We start from the raw sequence: 21,525 nt of genomic DNA on the forward strand, positions 1-21,525 counted from the left end.
TCAGGGCGCCGGAGAAGCAACAAGGACGGAATATCAATGGCCAAAGTGATCGGGATCGACCTCGGCACCACCAATAGCTGTGTGGCGGTGATGGAAGGCGGCAAGCCCAAGGTTATCGAAAATGTCGAAGGCACGCGCACCACGCCCTCGATCGTCGCCTTCGCCAAGGACGGCGAGCGGCTGATCGGCCAGCCGGCGAAGCGCCAGGCGGTCACCAATCCCGAAAACACCATCTTTGCGGTGAAGCGCCTGATCGGCCGCCGCTTCGACGATCCCATGACCAAGAAGGACATGGAGCTCGTCCCCTATACCATCGCCAAGGGCTCGAACGGCGACGCCTGGGTCAAGGCGGGCGGCGAGGATTATTCGCCGTCGCAGATCAGCGCCTATATCCTCCAGAAGATGAAGGAAACCGCCGAAGCCTATCTGGGCGAAAAGGTCGAGCAGGCGGTGATCACCGTTCCCGCCTACTTCAACGACGCCCAGCGCCAGGCGACCAAGGACGCCGGCAAGATCGCCGGCCTCGAAGTGCTGCGCATCATCAACGAGCCGACCGCGGCGGCGCTCGCCTATGGCCTCGACAAGACCGAGAACAAGACGATCGCGGTCTATGACCTTGGCGGCGGCACCTTCGACATCTCGATCCTCGAGGTTGGCGACGGCGTGTTCGAGGTGAAGTCGACCAACGGCGACACCTTCCTCGGCGGCGAGGATTTCGACAGCAAGATCGTCGAATATCTCGCCGACGGCTTCAAGAAGGACGAAGGCATCGACCTGCGCGGCGACAAATTGGCCCTCCAGCGCCTGAAGGAAGCCGCCGAAAAGGCGAAGATCGAACTGTCGTCGGCCGCGACGACCGAGGTCAACCTGCCCTTCATCACCGCCGACGCCAACGGGCCGAAGCACCTCGTGAAGACGATCACCCGGTCGGACCTCGAAAAGCTGGTCGAAGAGCTGGTCAAGCGCACGCTCGAACCCTGCAAGAAGGCGATCAAGGACGCCGGCATCAGCGCCAGCGAGATCGACGAAGTCGTCCTCGTCGGCGGCATGACGCGCATGCCGCGCGTGCGTGAAGTCGTGAAGGATTTCTTCGGCAAGGAACCGCACACCGGTGTGAACCCCGACGAGGTCGTCGCGATCGGCGCCGCGATCCAGGCCGGCGTGCTGCAGGGCGACGTCAAGGACGTGCTGCTGCTCGACGTCACCCCGCTGAGCCTCGGCATCGAGACGCTGGGCGGCGTGTTCACGCGCATGATCGACCGCAACACCACCATCCCGACCAAGAAGTCGCAGGTCTATTCGACCGCCGACGACAACCAGTCGGCAGTGACGATCCGCGTCTTCCAGGGCGAGCGCGAAATGGCCGCCGACAACAAGATGCTCGGCCAGTTCGACCTCGTCGGCATTCCGCCGGCGCCGCGCGGCGTGCCGCAGATCGAGGTCACCTTCGACATCGACGCCAACGGCATCGTGTCGGTCCACGCCAAGGACAAGGGCACCGGCAAGGAACAGCAGATCAAGATCCAGGCCTCGGGCGGCCTCAGCGACGCGGACATCGACCAGATGGTCAAGGACGCCGAGCAGTTCGCCGAAGAGGACAAGAAGCGCCGTGAGGCGGCCGAGGCGAAGAACAACGCCGAAAGCCTGATCCACACGACCGAACGCCAGCTCGAAGAGCATGGCGACAAGGTCGACGCGGCGCTGAAGGGCGAGATCGAAGCGGCGGTTGCCGAAGCCAAGACCGCGGTCGAAGGCGGCGATCCGGCGGCGATGACCGAAAAGAGCCAGGCGCTCGCGCAGGTTGCGATGAAGCTCGGCCAGGCGATTTACGAGAAGGAACAGCAGGCCGCAGCATCCCCCAGCGCCGATGCCGGCGCAGCCAAGGCCGACGAAGATGTCGTCGATGCCGAATTCTCGGAAGTCGAAGACGACAAGAAGTAAGAAACTCTCCCCGCCGCGCGCAACGCGGGCGGCGGGGTTGAGGGGGCATTGAATTTATGTCGCTCGACATCGATTATTACGAACTGCTCGAAGTCGAGCGTAGCGCCGACGATGCGACGCTGAAGGCCAGCTATCGCAAGCTCGCGATGAAATATCACCCCGACAAGAATCCGGGGTGCGGCGACAGCGAAGCGCGCTTCAAGGCGATCAGCGAAGCCTATGACTGTCTGAAAGACCCGCAGAAGCGCGCCGCCTATGACCGCTTCGGCAAGGCGGGCCTCAATGGCGGCGGCTTCGGTGGCGGCGGAGGCAACGCCGATTTCGGCGATATCGGAGATATTTTCGAATCGATCTTCGGATCGGCCTTCGGCGGCGGCGGCCGGCAACAGCGCGGGCCCGCACGCGGCGCCGACCTTCGTTACGACATGGAAATCAAGCTTGAGGACGCGCACGCCGGCTGCACCCGCGAGATTCAGGTCGACGTCGCCGCACGCTGCGAAACCTGCGACGGCAGCGGCGCCAAGCCCGGCACCGCGACCAACCGCTGTTCGACCTGCGCTGGTCACGGCAAGGTGCGCGCGCAGCAGGGCTTCTTCATGGTCGAGCGCACCTGCCCGACCTGTCAGGGCGCGGGCGAGGTCATCGCCGACCCGTGCAATAGCTGCCATGGCGAAGGACGTGTCGACCGGCGCAAGACGCTGACCGTCACCATTCCCGCCGGGGTCGACGAAGGCACGCGCATCCGCCTGTCGGGCGAGGGCGAAAGCGGCGCGCGCGGCGCGGCGCCGGGCGACCTTTACATCTTCCTGCACATGGCGCGGCACAAATTGTTCGAGCGCGAGGGCACGACCTTGTTCACCCGCGCCCCGATCAGCTTCACCACCGCGGCGCTCGGCGGGTCGATCAGCATCCCCGGCCTCGACGGCAAGAAGCACGACATCAGCATCCCGGCCGGCATCCAGTCGGGCAAGCAGCTCCGCCAGCGCGGCGCCGGCATGCCGGTCCTCAACGGCCGCGGCCACGGCGACCTGGTGATCCAGATCGATGTCGAGACGCCGACGAAGCTGAATGCCAAGCAGAAAGAACTGCTGCAGGCGTTCCGCGAGACCGAAACCGGCGACGAGTGCCCCGCAAGCCAGGGCTTTTTTGGCCGCATCAAGGAAATGTGGGACGATTTGACGGATTGATCCGTCGCGCGTCCAACAACACCCCAACATCGTCATCCCCGCGAAAGCGGGGACCCAGAGCGTGCGTCGGCTTGTTCCGCACCTGGGTTCCCGCTTTCGCGGGAATGACAATGTTGGGGTTAGCCGATCTCGCTCCTGAGCTCCGCAATCAGCGCCGCGACCTTCGGCAACCGCTCTTCCTCCTCGTCGAGGATGGCGTGAAAGGCGCGTCGCTTGATCGCGGCCAGTTCGTCGGCTTTCAGCGCGCCCTCGCCGGTTGCGCTGCTCGATACGATATCGATCAGCCGGTCGGCGCCGTGGAGGCGTCCCCAGAGGTAGTCGTTCTCGCGGTAGGCGCGGCTGAAGAAAGCGCCGAAACTGTTGAATTCGATCCCCTTCAGCATCGCCGACGCGCCGCCGCTACGGATCGCGGTGGCGTCGGAGGGCGAGATGCGATCGATCTTGATCGGGTCGAACTCGTCGAACCCCTCGCCCTGCAGCAAAGGCAGCGTCGCGATGTCGTAGAAGGGATAGCCCAGATAGGCGAGCAGCAGCACGCGCCTGTCGTCCTTCGGCAGCGCGGTCAGCGCCGCAGCGATAAGCACGTCGGCCTCACCATCGACGGCCGTGAGGTCGCGCCGCGCCGCGATGGCATCGATCCACTGCCCCGGTGCGGCGTCGGCAGGCACGTCGAGTTCGGCGAGCCAGCTATCGCCCTCACGCTCCAGATAGAGGCCGAGCGCGGTGAAGATCGCGCCGCGCATGTCCTCGCACGCCGTATCGCGTCCTTCGCGGCGGCTCTCGATCACCGCGTCGAGTTCGCGCGCCATGAAGCGCAGGCGGCGGATGCGAAAGCCGAGGTCGTGGGTGCGGAAAAAGGCGATCGCGTCGCCGCTCGCCCCGGCGCCTTTCCGGCCCGAAATACGGTCGAGTCCGCGCGCCCGCACCTCGTCCCACAGTGCCTGCCGCCGGTTGCTGCGGTGGACAGCCCCCTCGGGCGGCGACAGTCGGTCGACCATGCCGACGAGTTCCTCGACCACCGCCGACAATTTGAGGTGGCCATAGGGCGCATAGGCGAAGCCGGCGCGTGCCGCCGCCTGCTCCTGCGCCTTGGCACGCCATTTCTCGAGCCGCGCCGGGGTCGGCGTGTCGAGAAAGAAGGTGGTGCCGAACAGCGCCGCGACCTGTTCCTCGACCTCGACCTTCATCGCGTCGACGATATGCTGCATGCGGCGGATGCGCCGCGACATGCCCTCGATCGCCTCGACATTCTCGCGAATCGGCTGTTCGCGCGGGATTTCGGACAGCGCGCCGAGGATCGTCGGCAGGAAACCGGGCAGGCGCGCCTCCTCGCCCGCCCCGACCTCGCCCGGCTTGCCGAAGCTGATCGAGCGAAAGTCGGGTTTGGGGTCGATATAGACGAAGCGCCGGTCGACCTCGCGCCGCGCCGGGCGCTGCTTCAGCGCCGCGATCGCCGGACGGAACGGCGCGTTGGCGAGCACCGAGCCGTCGATGAGCACCCGGTCGGCGGGGTCGCTTTCGCCCCCGGACGGGAGCTGGGCGCGGATGAACGCATCGCGCCCCGACCACTCGATGCCGCGTTTTTCGAGCACCCGGTCGAGTTCGCGCAAGGTGAAGGGCGGGAAGGCGCCCGGAAAACTCGCGGTCGCGCGCGCCGCCGCGGCGAGGCCCGGCATATCGCCGAGATCTTTCCCCGCGCGCCCGTCCTGCCGGAAATGCAGGATCAGCCGATGCTCCTGCTCGGTGACGCGCGGCGGGCTGTTGAGCGCCAATGGCATACTGTGCCCGGCGAAATCGGTGACCGAAACGAACAGGTCGACGGGCTGCCCCGCCGGCACCAGCACCGGTCCCTTGGGCCCGGCATCCATCGCGTCGAAGGCGTCGAGCAGCAGGTTGGAGAAGGTTTCGCCGCCGAAGGGTGGTTCGAACCAGCGCGCGCGGACGAAGCGCGACAGCTTGGCGCGCACCTCGTCCTGCGCGCCTTCGCCCACTGTGCGATCGATGACGTTGCCGCGGCGCTTCATCGCCCAGCCGGCGATCGGCACCGCCCAGAATTTGGTTGCCGCCGACAGCGGCCGCGCATCGGGGTCGAGCAGGCTATCGACATCGGCGCCGCCCAGCCACAATTCGGTCAGCGGGTCGAGCGACTGGCCCGTCGCCAGCGCCCGCGCGAGAAAAATACCGTTGATCCCGCCCGCGCTCGCCCCCGCGACGATATCGGCGAGCACCCGCAGCCGGACACTGCTGCGTGCGGCGATCCCGGCGAGCAAATCCCGATAGACCGCGCCCGAACCCGCCGGCTCGCCGCCGTCGTGCCAGGCGCGCGATGCGGCGGCGAGGCGCCATATTTCCTTGGTGATACCGTGCATATAGACGGCCAGGCTGATGCCGCCGTAGCAAATCAGGGCAAACCGCAGTTCCTTTTCGCGCATGCGCCGGCTGATAGCGCGGTTTCGCGACTGTGGCGAATTTTCAACGTCGCCGGCGGAAGCGTCCCAATCCCGGCTTTCTTCTTGCATATGCGAATTCTTCGCATTAGCCGCGCCGCGAACAGGAGATGAGAATGAATCGCAAATTTGCCCTCGCCGCGCTCGCCTGCACGGCGCTTTCCTCGCCCGCTGTTGCGCAAGACAGCGTGCCGGTCGCCGATGGCGACGAAAGCGAGGGCACGATCATCGTCACCGCTGCGCGCACGACCCTGCCGCCCAACGCCCTGCCGCTGACGATCGATGTGATCGGCAAGGACAGCCTTGACCAGCAGATCGCGATTTCGGGCTCGGTTACCGACGCGGTATCAAACCTCACCCCCAGCTTTTCACCGACGCGCCAGAAGCTCTCGGGCGCGGGCGAAACGCTGCGCGGCCGCTCGCCGCTCTATGCGATCAACGGCATTCCGCAATCGACCCCGATGCGCGACGGCAGCCGCGACGGCTTCACGATCGACGGCTTCTTCGTCGATCGCGTCGAACTGATCTATGGCTCGAACGCCTTGCAGGGTATCGGCGGTACCGGCGGCATCGTCAACCAGGTCACCGTCGGCGCACCGAAGGAAGAAGGGCTGGGCGGGCGCATCCTGCTTCAGGGCACCGCCGACGATGGCTTCAGCAAGGACGGCCTTGGCGGCAAGGTCGCAGGTCTTGTCCAGTACAAGGCCGGTCGCTTCGACGCGACCTTCGGCGCGGCATGGGAAAAGCGCGGCGCCTTTTACGACGCCAAGGGCCGCCGCATCGGCATCAACCTGACGCAGGGTGAGACGCAGGATTCGCAGACGCTCTCGCTGTTTGCGCGGCTCGGCTACGAGCTCTCTCCCTCGGCGCGGCTCGACCTGATCGCGAGCCGCTTCGAGCTGAAGGGTGACGGCGACTATATCGCGCTTCCCGGCAACCGCCTGACCGGCGTCCCGACCAGCGCGGTGCGCGGTACCCCGCCCGGTGAATCGGCGCAGAATCGTACCGAAAGCATCGCGCTGTCGCTGACCGACACCGACCTTGGCGGCGGCAATTTCGTCAGCCAGATTTTCTTCAACCGCAGCCGCGATACCTTCGGCGGCGAGGTCGCGACGCAAGCGACCTTTCAGGATCCCGCCCTCGCCCCCGTCGGCACGCTGTTCGACCAGTCGCAGAACCGCTCGCGCAAGCTGGGTGCCAAGCTCAGCTATGAACGCGCCGTGCCGGGATTCGAGGATCTGACGCTGACGGTCGGCTTCGACGCGCTGGTCGACAAGACCGAACAGGCGCTGATCGCCACTGGCCGCGTCTGGGTGCCGCCGAGCGATTTCCGCAGCCTCGCGCCCTTCGGGCAGGCGAACCTCAAGCTGTTCGACGGGATTGTCCGCCTCGCCGGCGGGGTGCGCTGGGAAAATGTGAAGATCAAGATCGACGATTATCACACGCTCGCGTCGACCACCTTCGTCGCGTGCACCACCCCGCCCGCCGCCGCCGTCACACCGTGCGGCGTGTCGACCTATGGCGGCGTCGACGTCGCGGGCGGCAAACCGAAATTCAAGGACCTGCTGGTCAACGGCGGCGTGATCGTCGAACCGTGGGACGGCATCCGGGCCTATGCAAGCTATGCCGAGGGTTTCACCGTCCCCGACATCGGCCGCATCACGCGCGCAGTGAACCGCACCGGGGTCGACCTCGACAGCTTCCTCGACATCTCGCCGATCGTGTCGAACAACCGCGAGATCGGCGTCGAGGTGAAGCGCGGACCGCTCGACGCCAGCGCGACCTATTTCTGGTCGTCGAGCGACAAGGGGCAACTCCTCATCGCACGCCCCGACCGCATCTTTGATGTTCAGCGCCAGCGCGTCGAGATAGAGGGACTCGAGGTCAATTTGCGCGTCCAGATGCCGGTTGACGGGCTGAAGCTCGGCGTCGGCTATGCCCATATCCAGGGCAAATATGACAGCGACAGCGCGAACCCCGACGGGATCGTCGACACCGACCTCGACGGCACGAACATTTCGCCCGACCGTGTGAACCTCAATGCAAGCTATAACAAGGGGCCGGTCTCGGCGCTGATCCAGACGCAGTTCTTCCTCGACCGCACCTTCCACGGCAAGGCGAACCCCGACCAGCGCAACAGTTTTGGCGGCTACAACATCACCGACGCGAGCATCCGTTACCAGACCGGCCTCGGCGGGCTGAGCCTGTCGGTCCAGAACCTGTTCGATAAATTCTATATCGACTATTCGAGCGACACGCGGTTGCCTACCGACAATCTTGCCTTTTTCGCGGGGCGTGGCCGGACCTTCACGCTCGGATGGGATTACCGGTTCTAAACCATGCTCAACCTTTCCTATTTCGTCATTGCGAGCGAAGCGAAGCAATCCAGGGGCAGCCTTACGCAGCTCTGGATTGCCGCGTCGCCTTCGGCTCCTCGCAATGACGATGATTTTGAAATGATGGCGTCGTGATGAAACTGCTCGACACGCTGCACCGCTGGACCGGTGGCCTGATCGGTCTCGTGCTTGGCCTGCTTGGTCTGTCGGGCACGATCCTGCTCTATGAGCATCTGTGGATCGGGGTGCCGGGTGCGGGTGACGCGTGGCGCGGCGACCTTCCGACCATCACCGCAGCGACCGAGCGGCTAATGGCGATGCCGGGCACCCAAGGCATCATCTATGCGGACGAAAACTTCGGGCTGCATCAAACCCGCTTCGGCGAAGGCGCCGGTGCCTATGCCAACCAGTCGGGCGAGGTCGTGGCGCGCTGGGCGAGCCAGTGGGAGCGGCCCGAGCTGTGGATTTTCGACTTCCACCATCATCTCTTCACGGGCGACAGCGGCGAGTGGGTGATCGGGATCGCGGGATTGTGCGGCCTGTTCTTCGTGATCAGCGGCGCGATCCTGTGGTGGCGGACGCGGCGGACCTTCCAGCTCCGTCTGTGGCCCAAGCGGATGAGCCGTCCGTCGATCGTGTGGCACCACCGCGACCTCGGCATCGTCGCCGCGCCGCTGCTGCTGATCTCGATCGTCACCGGGACGATGATGATCTTTCGCCCCTTCGCGATGGTGATGGTCGCGCCTTTCGGCTCGCCGGCGGCCGCGGCGAAGGCGCTCGACCCGCCGAAATACAAGGGCGGGCTGCTCGCAGAAAAGCCCGATTATGCGGCAATGCTGGCCGAGGGGCGACGACGCTTTCCCGACGCCGAGTTCCGTATCCTGAGCCTGCCGCGGGGGCCCGGCGACCCGATCAGCCTGCGTATGAAACAGCCCGCCGAATGGCTGCCCAACGGCCGCACGACGATCGCCTTCGACGCCGCGACCGGCGACGTGCTCGCCGCGCGCGATGCGCTCGCGCTGCCGGGCGGGGCGCAGGCGTTCAACATGGCCTTTCCGATCCACGCGTCGAAGGTCGGCGGCTGGACATGGCGCATCCTGCTGACGATCTCGGGCCTCGCGATGACGATGCTCGGCAGCTTCGCGGTGTGGACCTTCTGGTTCAGGCGGCCGAAGCCGGTGAAGAGTCCGGCGAAAAAGGCGACGCTGGCCTCCACCTGATCTCGTCACCCCGGACTTGATCCGGGGTCCATGACTTCGCCGCGGCCGTGGATCCCGGATCAAGTCCGGGATGACGAAAGAATGGGGATGCTGTCTGCCACGCTTTCCTATTTTGCGGGCAGCCCTATATCCTGCCCGATCCATGACCCGCGCCCGCGTCCTCCTTTTGACCGCCGCCCTCGGCCCGCTCGATTACCGGGTGCCTTACGGCAGCGACGCGCCGCTCGGCAGCGTCGTCGTCGTGCCGCTCGGCCCGCGCCGGATGGGCGGCGTCGTGTGGGAGGACGAAAGTTTCGGCGCGCCCGAGCCGGTCGGCGACAATCGCCTGCGCAACCTGTTCGAGGTCGTGGCGGTGCCGCCGGTCCCCGCCCCGCTGCGCAAGCTCGTCGAATGGACGAGCGACTATTATCTCGCACCGCCGGGATCGGTGCTGCGCATGGTGCTGCCCGGTGCCGCCTTTGCCGATGCACGGCGTCCGATCGTCGAATATCGCGCCACCGGCGAGCTCCCGGCGCGGATGACGCCGCAACGCACCGTCGCGCTCGAAAAGATCGGCGCGCGGCAGGGGATCGTACGCGAACTCGCGGCGATGGCCGAGGTCAGCGAGGCGGTGATCCGCGGGCTCGTCCAGACGGGCGGGCTCGAAGCGGTGAGCGTGTCGGCCGACCAGCCCTATCCGCAGCCCGATCCGGCCTTTGCGCCGCCCGACCTGTCCGACGAACAATCCGCTGCCGCAGAGCAGCTTCGCGAGGCGGTCGATGCCGCCAAGTTCGAGACGTTGCTGCTCGATGGCGTCACCGGGTCGGGCAAGACCGAAGTCTATATGGAGGCGATCGCCGCCGCGATCGACGCGGGCAAGCAGGCGCTCGTCCTGCTTCCCGAAATCGCGCTGACCGAACCGATGCTGACGCGCTTTGCCGCGCGTTTCGGCTGCGAACCGGTCGCCTGGCATTCGGGCCTCCGCTCGACCGAACGCCGCCGCGCCTGGCACAGCATCGCGGCGGGCGAGGCGAAGATCGTCGTCGGCGCGCGATCGGCACTGTTCCTGCCCTATGGCAATCTCGGCGTCATCGTCGTCGACGAGGCGCATGAGACGAGCTTCAAGCAGGAGGACGGCGTCCATTATCACGCGCGCGACGTCGCGGTGATGCGCGGGCATTTCGAGGGGCTGCCGGTCATCCTCGCGAGCGCGACCCCGGCGCTCGAAAGCCTCGCAATGGTCGAGGCGGGGCGCTATCGTCATATCGTCCTGCCCGCGCGCTTCGGCGGCGCGACCTTGCCCGATCTCGCGGCGATCGACATGCGGCAGGATCCGCCCGACCGCGGAAGCTGGCTCGCCCCGCCGCTCGTCGAGGCGCTCGCCGACCGATTGCACAAGGGCGAGCAGAGCCTGCTGTTCCTCAACCGCCGCGGCTTTGCGCCGCTGACGCTGTGCCGCACCTGCGGCCACCGCATCCAGTGCCCGAACTGCACCGCATGGATGGTCGAGCACCGGCTCGTCCACCGCCTCGCCTGCCATCATTGCGGCCATGTCATGCCGCCGCCGCGGCTCTGCCCCGAATGCGAGGACGAGGACAGCCTCGTCGCGTGCGGCCCCGGCGTCGAGCGTGTTGCCGACGAGGTCGCGCTGCGGTTCCCGGAGGCGCGCGTCGCGATCGTCACCTCGGACACGCTCTGGTCGCCGGCGAAGGCGGCGGAGTTCGTCGACAATGTCGAGGGCGGCCTTATCGACATCATCATCGGCACCCAGCTCGTCACCAAGGGCTATCATTTCCCGAACCTGACGCTCGTCGGCGTGGTCGATGCCGACCTCGGTCTCGACGGCGGCGACCTGCGCGCCTCCGAACGCACTTTCCAGCAGATCGCGCAGGTCGCGGGACGCGCCGGGCGCGGGGTGAAGCCGGGCGCAGTGCTGATCCAGACCCGCGTTCCCGACGCGCCGGTGATGGCGGCGCTCGTCGCCAACGACCGCGACGGTTTCTATGCGGCGGAGGCCGCGGCGCGCAAATTCGCCGGCGCGCCGCCCTATGGCCGCTTCGCCGCGCTCGTCATTTCGTCGGAGGATATCGAGGTCGCGCGCGGGCAGGCGCAGCGGCTGGGCCAGAAAGCGCCGGTTGCGGAAGGCCTGGCGGTCTATGGCCCTGCCCCCGCGCCGCTCGCGATGCTGCGCGGCCGCCACCGCTTCCGCCTGCTCCTCCACGCGCCGCGCAGCTTCGATCTGCAGGGAACGATCCGCGAGTGGGTGAACAGCGTCGACTGGCCGTCGAAGGCGCGTCTCGCGATCGATATCGATCCTTATAGTTTCGTCTGACCGTCTTGCGACGAAGCGATCTGGATTCGCCGGATTTTCCTGTTAATCATCGATGCATTACCGGGGTTTGAGTGGGTGGAGGTTACCGTGAATATTCGCAAGATGGCCCGCGCGATCGGCGCGGGCGTGGCTTTGGCGGCGCTGACGATCAGCGGAGCGGCGCGCGCCGAATGGTGGGAAGCCGAAACGTCGCACTTCATCGTCTATTCGGAAAGCAAGAAGGAGGACGCCGAACAGTTCGCACGCCTGCTCGAACGTTATGACAACGCCTTGCGCTATTTGCAGGGCCGGCCGGTCCCCGGCCCCGACATGGGCAAGGCGAACAAGGTCAAGGTGTTCCGCAGCGGCGATACCGACGACATCGCGGCGCTCGCCGGCGCCCCCGAATCGGGCATCTACGGCTTTTACATTCCGCGGGCAGGCAGCACGGTCGCCTTCGTTCCGGCGCGCAACAAGCGCCGCGATGGCGTCGGGGTGCGCACGCTGAACGAGGTGCAACTCGATACCCAGCGCGTCCTGTTCCACGAATATACGCACCATTTCATGCTGACCAATTTCAGCACCGCCTATCCCTATTGGTACACCGAGGGTTTTGCCGAAGTGTATGGCACGATCGAGCTGAGGGACGATGGCAGTTTCCATCTGGGCAATGTCCCGCAGGCGCGCGGCGAAGCATTGCGCGTGCTGCCCGATACCCGTCTGTCCCGCATGTTCGACCACAAGGTGAAGCTGAAGGGAATGGAGCTGATGCAGTCCTATTCGGTCGGCTGGCTGCTCTCGCACTATCTGAACTTCAGTCAGGAACGCAAAGGCCAGCTTCCGGCCTATCTGAGCGCGCTCAACAAGGGCGAGGACAGCCTCGAGGCTGCAAAGCGCATCTTCGGCGACCTCGACAAGCTGCAGGCCGAATTGCGCAAATACAAGAACGGCCCCTTCCCCGGCTATGACATCAAGCCGGCCTCCTACGTCGAACCGGTGGTGACGATGCGCGCGCTGGCACCGGTCGAGGAAAGCCTGATGTCGTCCTATATCCGCTCGCAGCGCGGCGTCGACCAGAAGCAGGCCAAGGATGTCGCCCGCGACGTCGCGGGCAAGGATGCGGCCAATCCCGACAGCCTGTTCGCGCAGCTTGTCGTTGCCGAGGCGCAGCTCGACGCGAAGAATTACGACGCCGCCGAGGCCGCGGCCAAACGCGCGATCGCCATCGCGCCCGCTTCGTCGCTGGCCCATTTCATGATGGGCGGCGTCTTCATGGCGCGCGGCGAGGCCGACAAGGCGCAATATGCCGCGGCACGGCCGTGGTTCGAGAAGGCGCACCAACTCGACCTCAAGGACCCGCGGCCGATGATCGGGCTCTATATGTCCTATTTCGAAGCGGGCGAGGCCATTCCCGAAGCGGCGCTCATCACGCTCGAGGATGCATGGGATTATGCGTCCTACGATACCGGTTACCGCCTGATCCTCGCGCGGCAATTGCTGAATGAGAACAAGGGCAAGCTCGCCAAGGACGTGCTGTCGCCGATCGCCTATTCGGCGCACGGATCGGACAAGGAAAACAAGATTCTCGCGACGGTCGAATTTATCGAGCAGGACAAGCTCGACGACGCGCGCGCAAAAATCGCCGAAATCTTCCAGGAGCAGAAGGACGAGGCCGCGGGCAAGAAGAAGGGCTGACGCCGGGGCGGCGCAGACCCGAACGGGGGACATATGCGACACTGGATTGCGGCAGTACTTGCCGTCCTGCTCACCGCCGCGCTGGCCACCCCGGCCAGCGCGCGCTGGCTGCGCGCCGACACGAACAATTTCATCATCTACAGCGAGGGCAGCGAAAAATCGCTGCGCAGCTTTGCCGAGAATCTGCAGCGCTTCGACGCGACGCTGCGCCATCGTTTCAACGTGCCGGGCGGGGCCGAGCCCAACCGGCTGACCATCTACCTCGTCGAGCGCGCCGACGAGGCCGGGCGGCTGGCGTCGGGGAAAAGCGGCTCATCGATCGCGGGCTTCTATCTCGCGGGCTCGGACGGCGCGTTCGCCGTATCGAACCGCGAGAATGACGAAGGGCGCGGCACGCCGGCGGCGCAGCAGACGCTGTTCCACGAATATGCCCATCATTTCATGAAGCGCTATGTCCCCGCCGCCTTCCCGGCCTGGTTCATCGAAGGCTTCGCCGAATATGTGTCGACCGTAGACTTTTCGCGCGAGGGCAAGGCCTCGATCGGCAAACCCGTCTATCGCCGCGCCTACGGATTACTCGAAATGCCGAAGATTCCGGTCGAGCAGCTGATCACCCAGCGCCCCGACGCGATGCGCAGCAGCGGGATGGCCGACGCCTATTATGGCCGGTCATGGCTGCTGACCCACATGCTCTACAGCGATCCGAACCGGCAGGGCCAGTTGCTCGCCTATATGCAGGCGATCAATCGCGGTGAGGAAGCCGTCGAGGCGGCGCGCAAGACCTTTGGCGACCTTGGCCAGCTCGACAAGGATCTCAATCGCTACCTCAATCGCTCGCTCGCCTATGTCGCGCTTCACGAACCGATGAAGGTCGAGGGGACGATCGCCATCGCGCCGCTCGCCGCCGCCGAAGATGCGCTGATCCCGCTTCGCCTCGAACGGTTGAGCGCCCAATATTCCCCCGAGCGGATGGCCGCCGTCCGCCCCGCGCTGCAAAAGCTAACCGTCGCCCAGCCGGGCGATGCCGGCACCTGGTACGAACTCGCCGCGGCCGAATGGGGCATGGACAAGGACAAGCGCGACCTCGCCGCAGCGCGCGCGGCGGTCGACAAGGCGATCGCGCTGCAGCCCGATCATGTCCGCGCCAACGTCCTGCTCGGGCGGCTGATCGCGATCGGATTCGACGAGAAAGGCGATTACAGCGCCGGGGCATGGAGCGCGGTGCGCAAGCCGATCATGCTCGCCAACCGCACCAACCCTGACGATCCGATCCCGCTCTACGCCTATTTCCAGACGTTCGGCGATCAGGGCTTCCCTCCGACCGGCATGGCTTTGCAGGGGCTGGAAAAGGCGTTCGTTCTGGAGCCCGAGAATGTCAGCATCCGGATCAGCCAGGCCTTCGCGCTCGCCAATCAGGGCCGTTTCAACGAAGCGATCGGGCTGGCCGAAAGCGTCGCGTTCGATCCGCACGATCGCGGTCAGGGACAATCGCTGCTCGACCAGCTCGAAGCAATGCGCGCCAATCGCGAAAAGACGTTCATACGTACCGAGGGAACCGAAGGCGTAACCGACTGATCGGCGCTTGGCGTCAATAATCGGGTTCTTCGCCGCCCAGCACCTGCCCAGCCTGCGCCGTCAGCCACGTCATCGCCGCGGCCCATGGCTGATGGCCGTGACTGATCCGCGCGACACCGAGACCCGCGAGCTCCCTGTGCGTCGGTCCGCCCTTGCCGCGCAGGATGTTGACGGGCAGCGGCGACGCCTCGCAGATCGCGCCGATGCATTTCGGATCGAGCAGGAAGGGCACGAACAGCGATCCCGCGCCGGCATCGGCATAGGCCCGCGCGCGTTCGAGCGTCGCGGCGACGAGCGCATCGCCGTCCTTCGCGATATCCTGCCCGCGGAAGGTGTCGCAGCGCGCATTGACGAAAATGCCGGTGTCGGCAGCGGCGCGATAACGGTCTTGCGCCTCGCCGATCGCAAGCAGCTCGGCAACGCCCGGCAGCCGGTCTTCCATATTGATCCCCGCCGCGCCCGCAGCTTTCGCGCGCCCGACCGAGGCGCCGACCGCCTCGGCATCGGCGCCATAGCCCGATTCCATGTCGATGGTGACGGGCAGGTCGGTGACCGACAGGATGCGCGCCAGATTTTCGAAGACGTCTTCGAGCGGAAAATCCTCGCCGTCGGCGCGCCCCTGCGCTCCCGCGACGCCATAGCTGCCGGTCGCGATCGCCTTTGCCCCCGCGGCCGCGACGGCCTTCGCGCTCCCGGCGTCCCAGATGTTGACGAGGATCAGCGGGTCGCCGGGAACGTGCAGCGCGCGAAACTGCGCAATCTTGTCGGTCACTTGATTGTCTCCCTCTTGAGCAATTCTTCCTTGATCGGCAGGCCATAGGCATAGCCGCCGAGCGTGCCGTCGCTGCGGACCACGCGGTGGCACGGGATCAGCACGGCGACATTGTTCGCGCCGTTCGCGCTGCCCGCGGCGCGCACCGCGCCCGGCTTGCCGACCGCGGCGGCGATATCGGCATAGCTGCGCGTTTCGCCCGCCGGAATCTTCCTGAGTTCGCGCCACACCGCCTCCTGGAACGCGGTGCCTTTGACGTCGATCGGGATATGGTCGAAGCCTTGGGTCGGCGCCTCGACCGCAGCGACGACCTGTTCGAGCAGCGCGGAAAACTCGCCGCCGCCCTCGATCAGTTCGGCGGCCGGAAAGCGTTCCTCGAGCGCCTCGCGCCCTTCGGCGAACGACAGGCGGCAGACGCCCTTGTCGGTCGCGGCGACAAGCATGTCGCCAAGGCTGGTCGGGACGACCGCCCAGTGGATCGTCACCCCCTTACCGCCATTCACCCACGCCGACGCCGTCATCCCCATGCGTCCTTCCATATTTTCGTAGAAGCGCGACGGCCCCGAAAAGCCCGCATCGTAAATGGCGTCGGTGACGCGGCCGCCCTCGCTCAGCGCCTGCCGCGCCCGTTCCTCGCGCAAGGCGCGCGCATAGGCGGCGGGCGACAGCCCGGTGTGGCGGGTGAAGACGCGCTGGAAATGCGTCGGCGAATAGCCGGTGCGGTCCGCAAGATCCGCAAGCGCCAGCGGTTCCTCGCTCTGCTTGATCGCCGCGATCGCGGCGAGCACCGCGCCTTCGTCGCGCGCGACCTCGTCGGGCAGGCAGCGCTTGCACGCGCGCAGTCCGGTTTCACGCGCCGCGGCGCCATCCTCGAAGAAGCGGACATTCTCCCGCTTGGGATGGCGCGCGGCGCAGCTCGGCCGGCAATAGATGCCGGTGGTGAGCACGCCGGTGACGAAACGCCCGTCGAGCGCCCGGTCGCGGCGCAGCACCGCCGCCCAGCGATCGTCGTCGGTCATGGTCTCGGCGGCGCTCATTGCCCGTCCCTTTCGATCCGCGCGGCAAAGCAGCCGTGCGCGGCGTTGTGCGCATCGATATAGGCGATGCGATCGTCCGCAAACAGGTCCCGGATCGCGCCATCGGCCTCGCCCGGCCCCGCAAGCCGCGCGTCCCGCAGCATGCCGTCGCGATCGAAGGCGCGCAGCGCCAGCGGGCGCCCCTCGAACACCGGCGGCGGCGCATCGCGATATGTCGCCGCGGCGACACCCGGCCGGACATAGATCGCATAGGCGCTGCGATAGGGCGTTTCGACATCGTGGCTGGTGTGGTGGAGCAGGATCAGCGCCTCGCCGGCGCGCGCATCCTCGAGGCTGATACGGCAGGGAAAGCCCCGATCGGCGGTCGCGATGACACGGCGGGCGTTGCAGGCGGCGAGCGCGGCATCGTCCATCGCGAACAGCGGCGCAAAGCGGTCGGGGTCGAGTCCGGTAATCGAATAGGCCATCGGATCATCCTTTCTTTGGGCGCGATCATCTTTGCCATACCGCTTCGCGGGCCGCGTCCCGGGGCTTGCGTTCAAAGCTTCCCCTTGGTGTGTTACTGTATTATATCATTGACTCACCAGCATATCCGGGCCAATCTGCCGCTTCAGACCGGGAGTTGGCGATATGGCGACCATCGACGCATCTTTCGCGCCCGCACGCAAGCGACGCCGCGCCGACTGGCTGGGGCGCGCGGCGACCCTCTGCTATCTCGCCATCGCCGCGGGGCAGCTACTCTTCGTCGCCTTCATCCTGCTCTTTTATTATCCCCCAACGCTGACCGGCAATTTCGCGGCGTGGAACGACAAGCCGCTGATCACCGGCCATGTCGCGGGCGACACCGCGGGCAACCTGTTCTTCGCCGTCCATGTCCTGATGGCGGCGGTCATCACGCTCGGCGGACTGGTCCAGCTTGTCCCGGCGATCCGGTCCCGCTGGCCTGCGGTCCATCGCTGGAACGGCCGGCTTTACCTGCTCTCGGCGCTCGCGCTTGCGTTCGGCGGGCTGTGGCTGACGTGGATTCGCGGCACATGGCTGGCGCTGGGCGGCGCGATCGGCATCACGCTCGACGCGCTGCTGATCCTCGCATTTGCGGGGCTGGCGTGGCGAGCGGCGCATGTGCGGCGTTTCGCCGACCACCGCCGCTGGGCGATCCGGCTGTTCGCGGTCGCGAGCGCGGTGTGGTTCATGCGCGTCGGCTATATGGTATGGGGTCTCGCGACCGGCGGCGCGGGCATCGGCAAGGCGATGGACGGGCCGTTCGACCTGTTCCTCGCCTTTGCCAATTCCCTGCTGCCGCTTGCCGTCGCCGAATTGTATCTGCGCGCGGGCGCAAGCGGCACCCCGGCGGCGCGCAAGGCGGTCGCGGGGCTGCTCGGACTTTGCGCCCTCGTCATCCTTGCCGGCAGCGCCGGGGCATGGATGGTCATGTGGGGCCCCTATATCTAGCACCGCTTGCCTTCGCATCCGCGGCGGCTAGTCTGCGCGCCATGACCCGCCTCCTCACGCTGCTGCTCGCCCTCTTCGCCCTTGCCCTGACCCCGTCGCTTCCGGCGCATGCCGCGGACGATATCAGCGCCGCGTCGCGCAGCGTCGTGCGCGTCGTCACCGTGGCGATGGTCGACGGCGAGGTTGTCGGCTTCGGCCACGGCAGCGGCATCGCCATTTCCCCGACACGCATCGTCACCAACGCACATGTCGTCGAATCGGCGGTCAAATATCCCGGCAATGTCGCCTTAGGGGTCGTCCCCTCGGAAGGGCAGAAAAGCTATGCCGGCAAGCTGATCGCGATCGACACGACGCGCGACCTCGCACTGATCGAGATCACCGAAGGCCGGCTGCCCGCCGCCGCAGTCTATACCGGCCCGCTCGAATCGGGTACCGACGTCGTGGCGCTCGGCTATCCGGGCAATGTCGACCTCGCGACCGCGCGCAGTGCCGCCGATTATATCACCCCGCGCACCCCGACGCGCAGCGAAGGCAATCTGTCGAACACGCAGGCCGTCGACGGGGTAGCGATGCTGGTCCACACCGCCAAGATTTCGCGCGGCAATTCGGGTGGCCCGCTGGTCGACGGCTGCGGCCGCATCACCGGTATCAACACCGCGATCACCCGCGCCGACGACGGCGATTCGCCCTTCGCCTTCGCCATCTCGACGCGCGAACTGGCGCGCTTCCTTGCCGATGCCGACCAGCAATATGCCGGCATCGGCACGCCCTGCCTGTCGATGGCCGAAGCCGACGCGCGCGATCGCGCCGCGCTCGACGCCGAAAGCCGCGCGAGCGCCGAGGCCAATGCCGCGAAGGAAGCCGCCGCCAAGCTCGACCGCGAACTCAAGCAGGCGCGCGCCGAGGAGGCGGCGCTGGCGTCGCGCGAGAACCGCATCGCGCTCGCCGGGGTGCTGTTCGTGATCGGCGCGCTCGCCGCCGGCGCCGGCCTGCTCTTCTACAGCCAGAAGAACATCCGCAATGCCAAGATCGCGGGCGGTGCCGGCGCGGTGCTGGTGCTGGGCGCCGCGGTGCTGTTCGTGACGCGCCCCGACGCGCATGCCGAGCTGGCCGACACGCCCGCGCCGGGCGCCGCGACCGGCACCGCTACGGCTGCGCTGGCCGAGGGGCAGTATCTCTGCACCATCCAGCCCGAACGCAGCCGCGTGACGGTGTCGGCGACGACAGACGTACCGGTAAAAATCCACGGCGGCGGCTGCGTCAACGACCGCACCCAATATGCGCAAGGGTCGGACGGGCGCTGGCAGCGCATCCTCGTGCCGAACGAGGAAGCGACGGTCACCGTCGCGTCGATCGATCAGGCGGGGAAGGAATATCGCGTCGACCGCTATCTGCTCGATGCCGAGACGATGGCAAAGGCGCGCGAGATTCGCGCCGGCACGACGCTCAAGGGCTGCACCACCGACGCGGGTGCGCTCGCCGCGCTCGCGACGCAGCAGGAAGCGATCCGCAGCGCGCTGCCGCCGAGCCCGAACGAACGGCTCGTCTATCGCTGCCAGAAATCGACCGCCGCTGCCGCAGCGGCGGCGGGATCGAACGGCGGCTGAACCGCGGGGGTTACCCGCCGCACGCCTTGAACAGCATCAGCGTGCGTTCGCGCGCCTGTTCGCTGCTCGGTTCGTGATAATCCTTGCGCCGGTCGCTGTTGAAACCATGCCCGGCCTCATAGACGAAAATCTGGGCGGTCGGATGATCCCGGGCAATCAACGCCTCGACGCCTTCCATCGGGATACCGCCGTCGAAGCGGCCGAAGTGCGCGATCGTTGCGCACATCGGCGATTCGTCGGCGAACTGCGTCGGGACGAGGCTGCCATAATAGGATGACGCCGCGGCAAGGTCGGGACTGATTTGCGCCATCCGCCACGCGACCGAGCCGCCGTAGCAATAGCCGGTGATGAAGACGGGACCTTTGCCCTTCAGCGCATCGATGCAGGTCTGTGCATCCTTGAGGCTCTGTTCGAACGGATGGAGCTGGCGCGCGAGTTCGACCGCACGCTCGAACTGCGGCCCCGAATAGTCGCTCTCGAAGCCCGGATGCTCGCGATCGAACAGGGCGGGCGCCAGCACCTCGTAACCGTCGGCGGCATATTCGTCGCACAGCTCGCGGATATGGTCGGTGACCCCGAAGATTTCCTGGACCAGGACGAGCCCGCCGCGGCGTTCGCCTTCGGGCAGGGCATGATAGACCGCAATGTCCGCGCCGTCGTCCATCGTCATCCGGATCATCTCGCCCATCGCCATCTCCCATGTTAGTTCGTCGACGTCGGTTTATGGGAGGGAAGCGGGAATGCAAGCAATGCCACGCTTCAGGCTGGGCATCACCGCCGTGGCGGCGATCTTCATATCCGGTTGCGGCGACTCCAAACAGGCGTCACCGGCGAAGGTCTTCAGCAAGGCCGAAGCCACGAAACGGTTTACCGAGATCGACAGGCTGCATGATCAATCCTGCCTCTGCAAACTGGCGGGGAGAAATAGCGATGCGATCGATCAGCGGCTGTCGATCGCAACCGCAGGACTGGAAGTCGGGGGATTCGACGCGCCGGCGATACCCGTGCGGGGTTTCAACGACTGCTACCCCCAATTGGGCCGGTCAGCCTGCGTCACCACCTATTCGCTTCATAGCTCGGTCGGCGGCGGCGAAGTCTGCACCGAGGCGCAATGGCGCGAGATAGAGGATGTATTCGACGAGCGTGGGGGCAGCGGAGAAAGAGCAACCAGGGCCGTCCAAAAGACGTTGGACAAAATGCGTGAGGCGGCTGCAAAGGCGATTCCGCAATCTGCTTGCAACTAGCGCCCAACCCCCGCCTTGCATTGCAGCAAAATCGTTGCTAGGCGCGCCGCGACTTCGCGCGGGGGGCATTCGTCGAATCCCCCACAAAAGCGCGCGACCCATCCCCCACGGGATCGTAGCAAAGGACTTTCGCGCGTGGAGAATTCCGGCGGCATTCAGGGCAACATCACGGCGGGCCTCGCGGGCCGTTATGCGGTCGCGCTGTTCGATCTGGCCCGCGAATCGAATCAGATCGATGCGGTCGCCAAGAGCCTTGCGACGCTGAAAGCCGGCCTTGCCGATTCGGCCGACCTCACGGCATTGACCCAGAGCCCCGTCGTCGGCCGCGCCGACGCCGCGAAGGCCGTCGCGGCGGTGGCCAAGACGCTGAAGCTCGATTCGCTGACCGCCAAGTTCCTCGGCGTGCTTGCCGAGAACCGCCGTCTCGCCGACCTCGGCGGCATGATCGGCGCCTATGAAGCGATCGTCGCCCAGCATCGCGGCGAAGTGACGGCGCAAGTCACCAGCGCGCATCCGCTGACGGCCGAGCAGCTCAAGACGCTGACCGCCAATCTCAAATCCCGTGTCGGACGCGACGTCACCGTCGCGACGACCGTCGACCCCGCCATTCTCGGCGGTCTCGTCGTCCAGCTGGGCAGCCAGCTGATCGACGGCAGCATCCGTACCCGTCTCAACAGTTTCGCCCAGGCGATGAAGGGCTGAAAAGCCCGTACGCCAAATTT

General features: G+C 66.3%; 16 protein-coding genes. 11 read left to right on the top strand and 5 right to left on the bottom strand.

What is annotated here, in order from left to right:
* The first annotated feature begins 36 nt into the window (after positions 1-36).
* Both dnaK and dnaJ read left to right on the top strand, forming a co-directional pair.
* The gene (gene dnaK, locus LH19_RS18690; RefSeq protein ID WP_054731232.1) at positions 37-1,941 is read left to right on the top strand and encodes a molecular chaperone DnaK; all 1,905 of its coding nucleotides are present in this window, start codon (positions 37-39) and stop codon (positions 1,939-1,941) included.
* 56 nt (positions 1,942-1,997) lie between these two features.
* The gene (gene dnaJ / locus LH19_RS18695; RefSeq protein ID WP_054731234.1) at positions 1,998-3,128 is read left to right on the top strand and encodes a molecular chaperone DnaJ; all 1,131 of its coding nucleotides are present in this window, start codon (positions 1,998-2,000) and stop codon (positions 3,126-3,128) included.
* Between the two features lie 119 nt (positions 3,129-3,247).
* On the opposite strand, the gene LH19_RS18700 is transcribed toward dnaJ, so the two are convergent.
* The gene (locus LH19_RS18700; RefSeq protein ID WP_054731236.1) at positions 3,248-5,560 is read right to left on the bottom strand and encodes a patatin-like protein; all 2,313 of its coding nucleotides are present in this window, start codon (positions 5,558-5,560) and stop codon (positions 3,248-3,250) included.
* A 131-nt stretch (positions 5,561-5,691) separates the two neighbouring features.
* Between LH19_RS18700 and LH19_RS18705 the strand changes: the two genes are divergently transcribed.
* The 5 genes from LH19_RS18705 to LH19_RS18725 all read left to right on the top strand — a co-directional run bounded on the left by LH19_RS18705 (position 5,692) and on the right by LH19_RS18725 (position 14,691).
* Positions 5,692-7,911, top strand: coding sequence for a TonB-dependent receptor (locus LH19_RS18705; protein WP_054731238.1), 2,220 nt, complete (start codon positions 5,692-5,694; stop codon positions 7,909-7,911).
* A gap of 134 nt (positions 7,912-8,045) precedes the next feature.
* Positions 8,046-9,131 (top strand): PepSY-associated TM helix domain-containing protein, encoded by a 1,086-nt coding sequence (locus LH19_RS18710; protein ID WP_054731240.1) that lies wholly within the window; start codon positions 8,046-8,048, stop codon positions 9,129-9,131.
* 142 nt (positions 9,132-9,273) lie between these two features.
* Positions 9,274-11,442, top strand: coding sequence for a primosomal protein N' (locus tag LH19_RS18715; RefSeq protein ID WP_054731242.1), 2,169 nt, complete (start codon positions 9,274-9,276; stop codon positions 11,440-11,442).
* 87 nt (positions 11,443-11,529) lie between these two features.
* Positions 11,530-13,116, top strand: a complete 1,587-nt coding sequence (locus tag LH19_RS18720) for a tetratricopeptide repeat protein (RefSeq protein ID WP_145923518.1) — start codon at positions 11,530-11,532, stop codon at positions 13,114-13,116.
* Between the two features lie 33 nt (positions 13,117-13,149).
* Positions 13,150-14,691 (top strand): tetratricopeptide repeat protein, encoded by a 1,542-nt coding sequence (locus LH19_RS18725; protein WP_054731246.1) that lies wholly within the window; start codon positions 13,150-13,152, stop codon positions 14,689-14,691.
* 13 nt (positions 14,692-14,704) lie between these two features.
* Here the strand turns inward: LH19_RS18725 and LH19_RS18730 are convergent, their stop codons facing one another.
* From LH19_RS18730 to LH19_RS18740, 3 genes are read right to left on the bottom strand one after another with little or no spacing between them, the layout of a single operon-like run.
* Entirely contained in the window at positions 14,705-15,463 is a 759-nt protein-coding gene (locus LH19_RS18730) for an isocitrate lyase/PEP mutase family protein (RefSeq protein ID WP_054731248.1), read from the bottom strand.
* Positions 15,460-16,500, bottom strand: coding sequence for a bifunctional DNA-binding transcriptional regulator/O6-methylguanine-DNA methyltransferase Ada (gene ada / locus LH19_RS18735; RefSeq protein ID WP_054731250.1), 1,041 nt, complete (start codon positions 16,498-16,500; stop codon positions 15,460-15,462). The genes LH19_RS18730 and ada overlap by 4 nt, the downstream gene beginning before the upstream one ends.
* The gene (locus tag LH19_RS18740; RefSeq protein WP_054731251.1) at positions 16,497-16,967 is read right to left on the bottom strand and encodes a DUF1203 domain-containing protein; all 471 of its coding nucleotides are present in this window, start codon (positions 16,965-16,967) and stop codon (positions 16,497-16,499) included. The genes ada and LH19_RS18740 overlap by 4 nt, the downstream gene beginning before the upstream one ends.
* 163 nt (positions 16,968-17,130) lie before the next feature.
* On the opposite strand from LH19_RS18740, the gene LH19_RS18745 reads away from it, so the two are divergent.
* Positions 17,131-17,952 carry a DUF2306 domain-containing protein gene (locus LH19_RS18745; protein WP_054731253.1) on the top strand — a complete coding sequence of 274 codons (822 nt, stop codon included), beginning with the start codon at positions 17,131-17,133 and terminating at the stop codon, positions 17,950-17,952.
* A 41-nt stretch (positions 17,953-17,993) separates the two neighbouring features.
* Positions 17,994-19,559, top strand: coding sequence for a S1C family serine protease (locus tag LH19_RS18750; protein ID WP_054731255.1), 1,566 nt, complete (start codon positions 17,994-17,996; stop codon positions 19,557-19,559).
* Positions 19,560-19,569: 10 nt separating this feature from the next.
* On the opposite strand, the gene LH19_RS18755 is transcribed toward LH19_RS18750, so the two are convergent.
* Positions 19,570-20,247: a dienelactone hydrolase family protein gene (locus tag LH19_RS18755; RefSeq protein ID WP_054733859.1), complete on the bottom strand. Its 678-nt coding sequence runs from the start codon at positions 20,245-20,247 to the stop codon at positions 19,570-19,572.
* A 52-nt stretch (positions 20,248-20,299) separates the two neighbouring features.
* Between LH19_RS18755 and LH19_RS18760 the strand changes: the two genes are divergently transcribed.
* Both LH19_RS18760 and LH19_RS18765 read left to right on the top strand, forming a co-directional pair.
* The gene (locus LH19_RS18760; RefSeq protein WP_054731257.1) at positions 20,300-20,803 is read left to right on the top strand and encodes a hypothetical protein; all 504 of its coding nucleotides are present in this window, start codon (positions 20,300-20,302) and stop codon (positions 20,801-20,803) included.
* A gap of 135 nt (positions 20,804-20,938) precedes the next feature.
* Positions 20,939-21,505 (top strand): F0F1 ATP synthase subunit delta, encoded by a 567-nt coding sequence (locus LH19_RS18765; RefSeq protein ID WP_054731259.1) that lies wholly within the window; start codon positions 20,939-20,941, stop codon positions 21,503-21,505.
* Positions 21,506-21,525: the final 20 nt, after the last annotated feature.

The organism is Sphingopyxis macrogoltabida (assembly GCF_001314325.1).
GTDB lineage: Bacteria > Pseudomonadota > Alphaproteobacteria > Sphingomonadales > Sphingomonadaceae > Sphingopyxis > Sphingopyxis macrogoltabida.

Coding starts and splice junctions, on each gene's coding strand:
- LH19_RS18760 (WP_054731257.1), top strand. CDS start 20,300: ATGCAAGCAATGCCACGCTTCAGGCTGGGCATCACCGCCGTGGCGGCG.
- LH19_RS18700 (WP_054731236.1), bottom strand. CDS start 5,560: ATGCGCGAAAAGGAACTGCGGTTTGCCCTGATTTGCTACGGCGGCATC.
- LH19_RS18750 (WP_054731255.1), top strand. CDS start 17,994: ATGACCCGCCTCCTCACGCTGCTGCTCGCCCTCTTCGCCCTTGCCCTG.
- LH19_RS18740 (WP_054731251.1), bottom strand. CDS start 16,967: ATGGCCTATTCGATTACCGGACTCGACCCCGACCGCTTTGCGCCGCTG.
- LH19_RS18725 (WP_054731246.1), top strand. CDS start 13,150: ATGCGACACTGGATTGCGGCAGTACTTGCCGTCCTGCTCACCGCCGCG.
- dnaK (WP_054731232.1), top strand. CDS start 37: ATGGCCAAAGTGATCGGGATCGACCTCGGCACCACCAATAGCTGTGTG.
- LH19_RS18705 (WP_054731238.1), top strand. CDS start 5,692: ATGAATCGCAAATTTGCCCTCGCCGCGCTCGCCTGCACGGCGCTTTCC.
- dnaJ (WP_054731234.1), top strand. CDS start 1,998: ATGTCGCTCGACATCGATTATTACGAACTGCTCGAAGTCGAGCGTAGC.
- LH19_RS18710 (WP_054731240.1), top strand. CDS start 8,046: ATGAAACTGCTCGACACGCTGCACCGCTGGACCGGTGGCCTGATCGGT.
- LH19_RS18745 (WP_054731253.1), top strand. CDS start 17,131: ATGGCGACCATCGACGCATCTTTCGCGCCCGCACGCAAGCGACGCCGC.
- LH19_RS18755 (WP_054733859.1), bottom strand. CDS start 20,247: ATGGGCGAGATGATCCGGATGACGATGGACGACGGCGCGGACATTGCG.
- LH19_RS18715 (WP_054731242.1), top strand. CDS start 9,274: ATGACCCGCGCCCGCGTCCTCCTTTTGACCGCCGCCCTCGGCCCGCTC.
- ada (WP_054731250.1), bottom strand. CDS start 16,500: ATGAGCGCCGCCGAGACCATGACCGACGACGATCGCTGGGCGGCGGTG.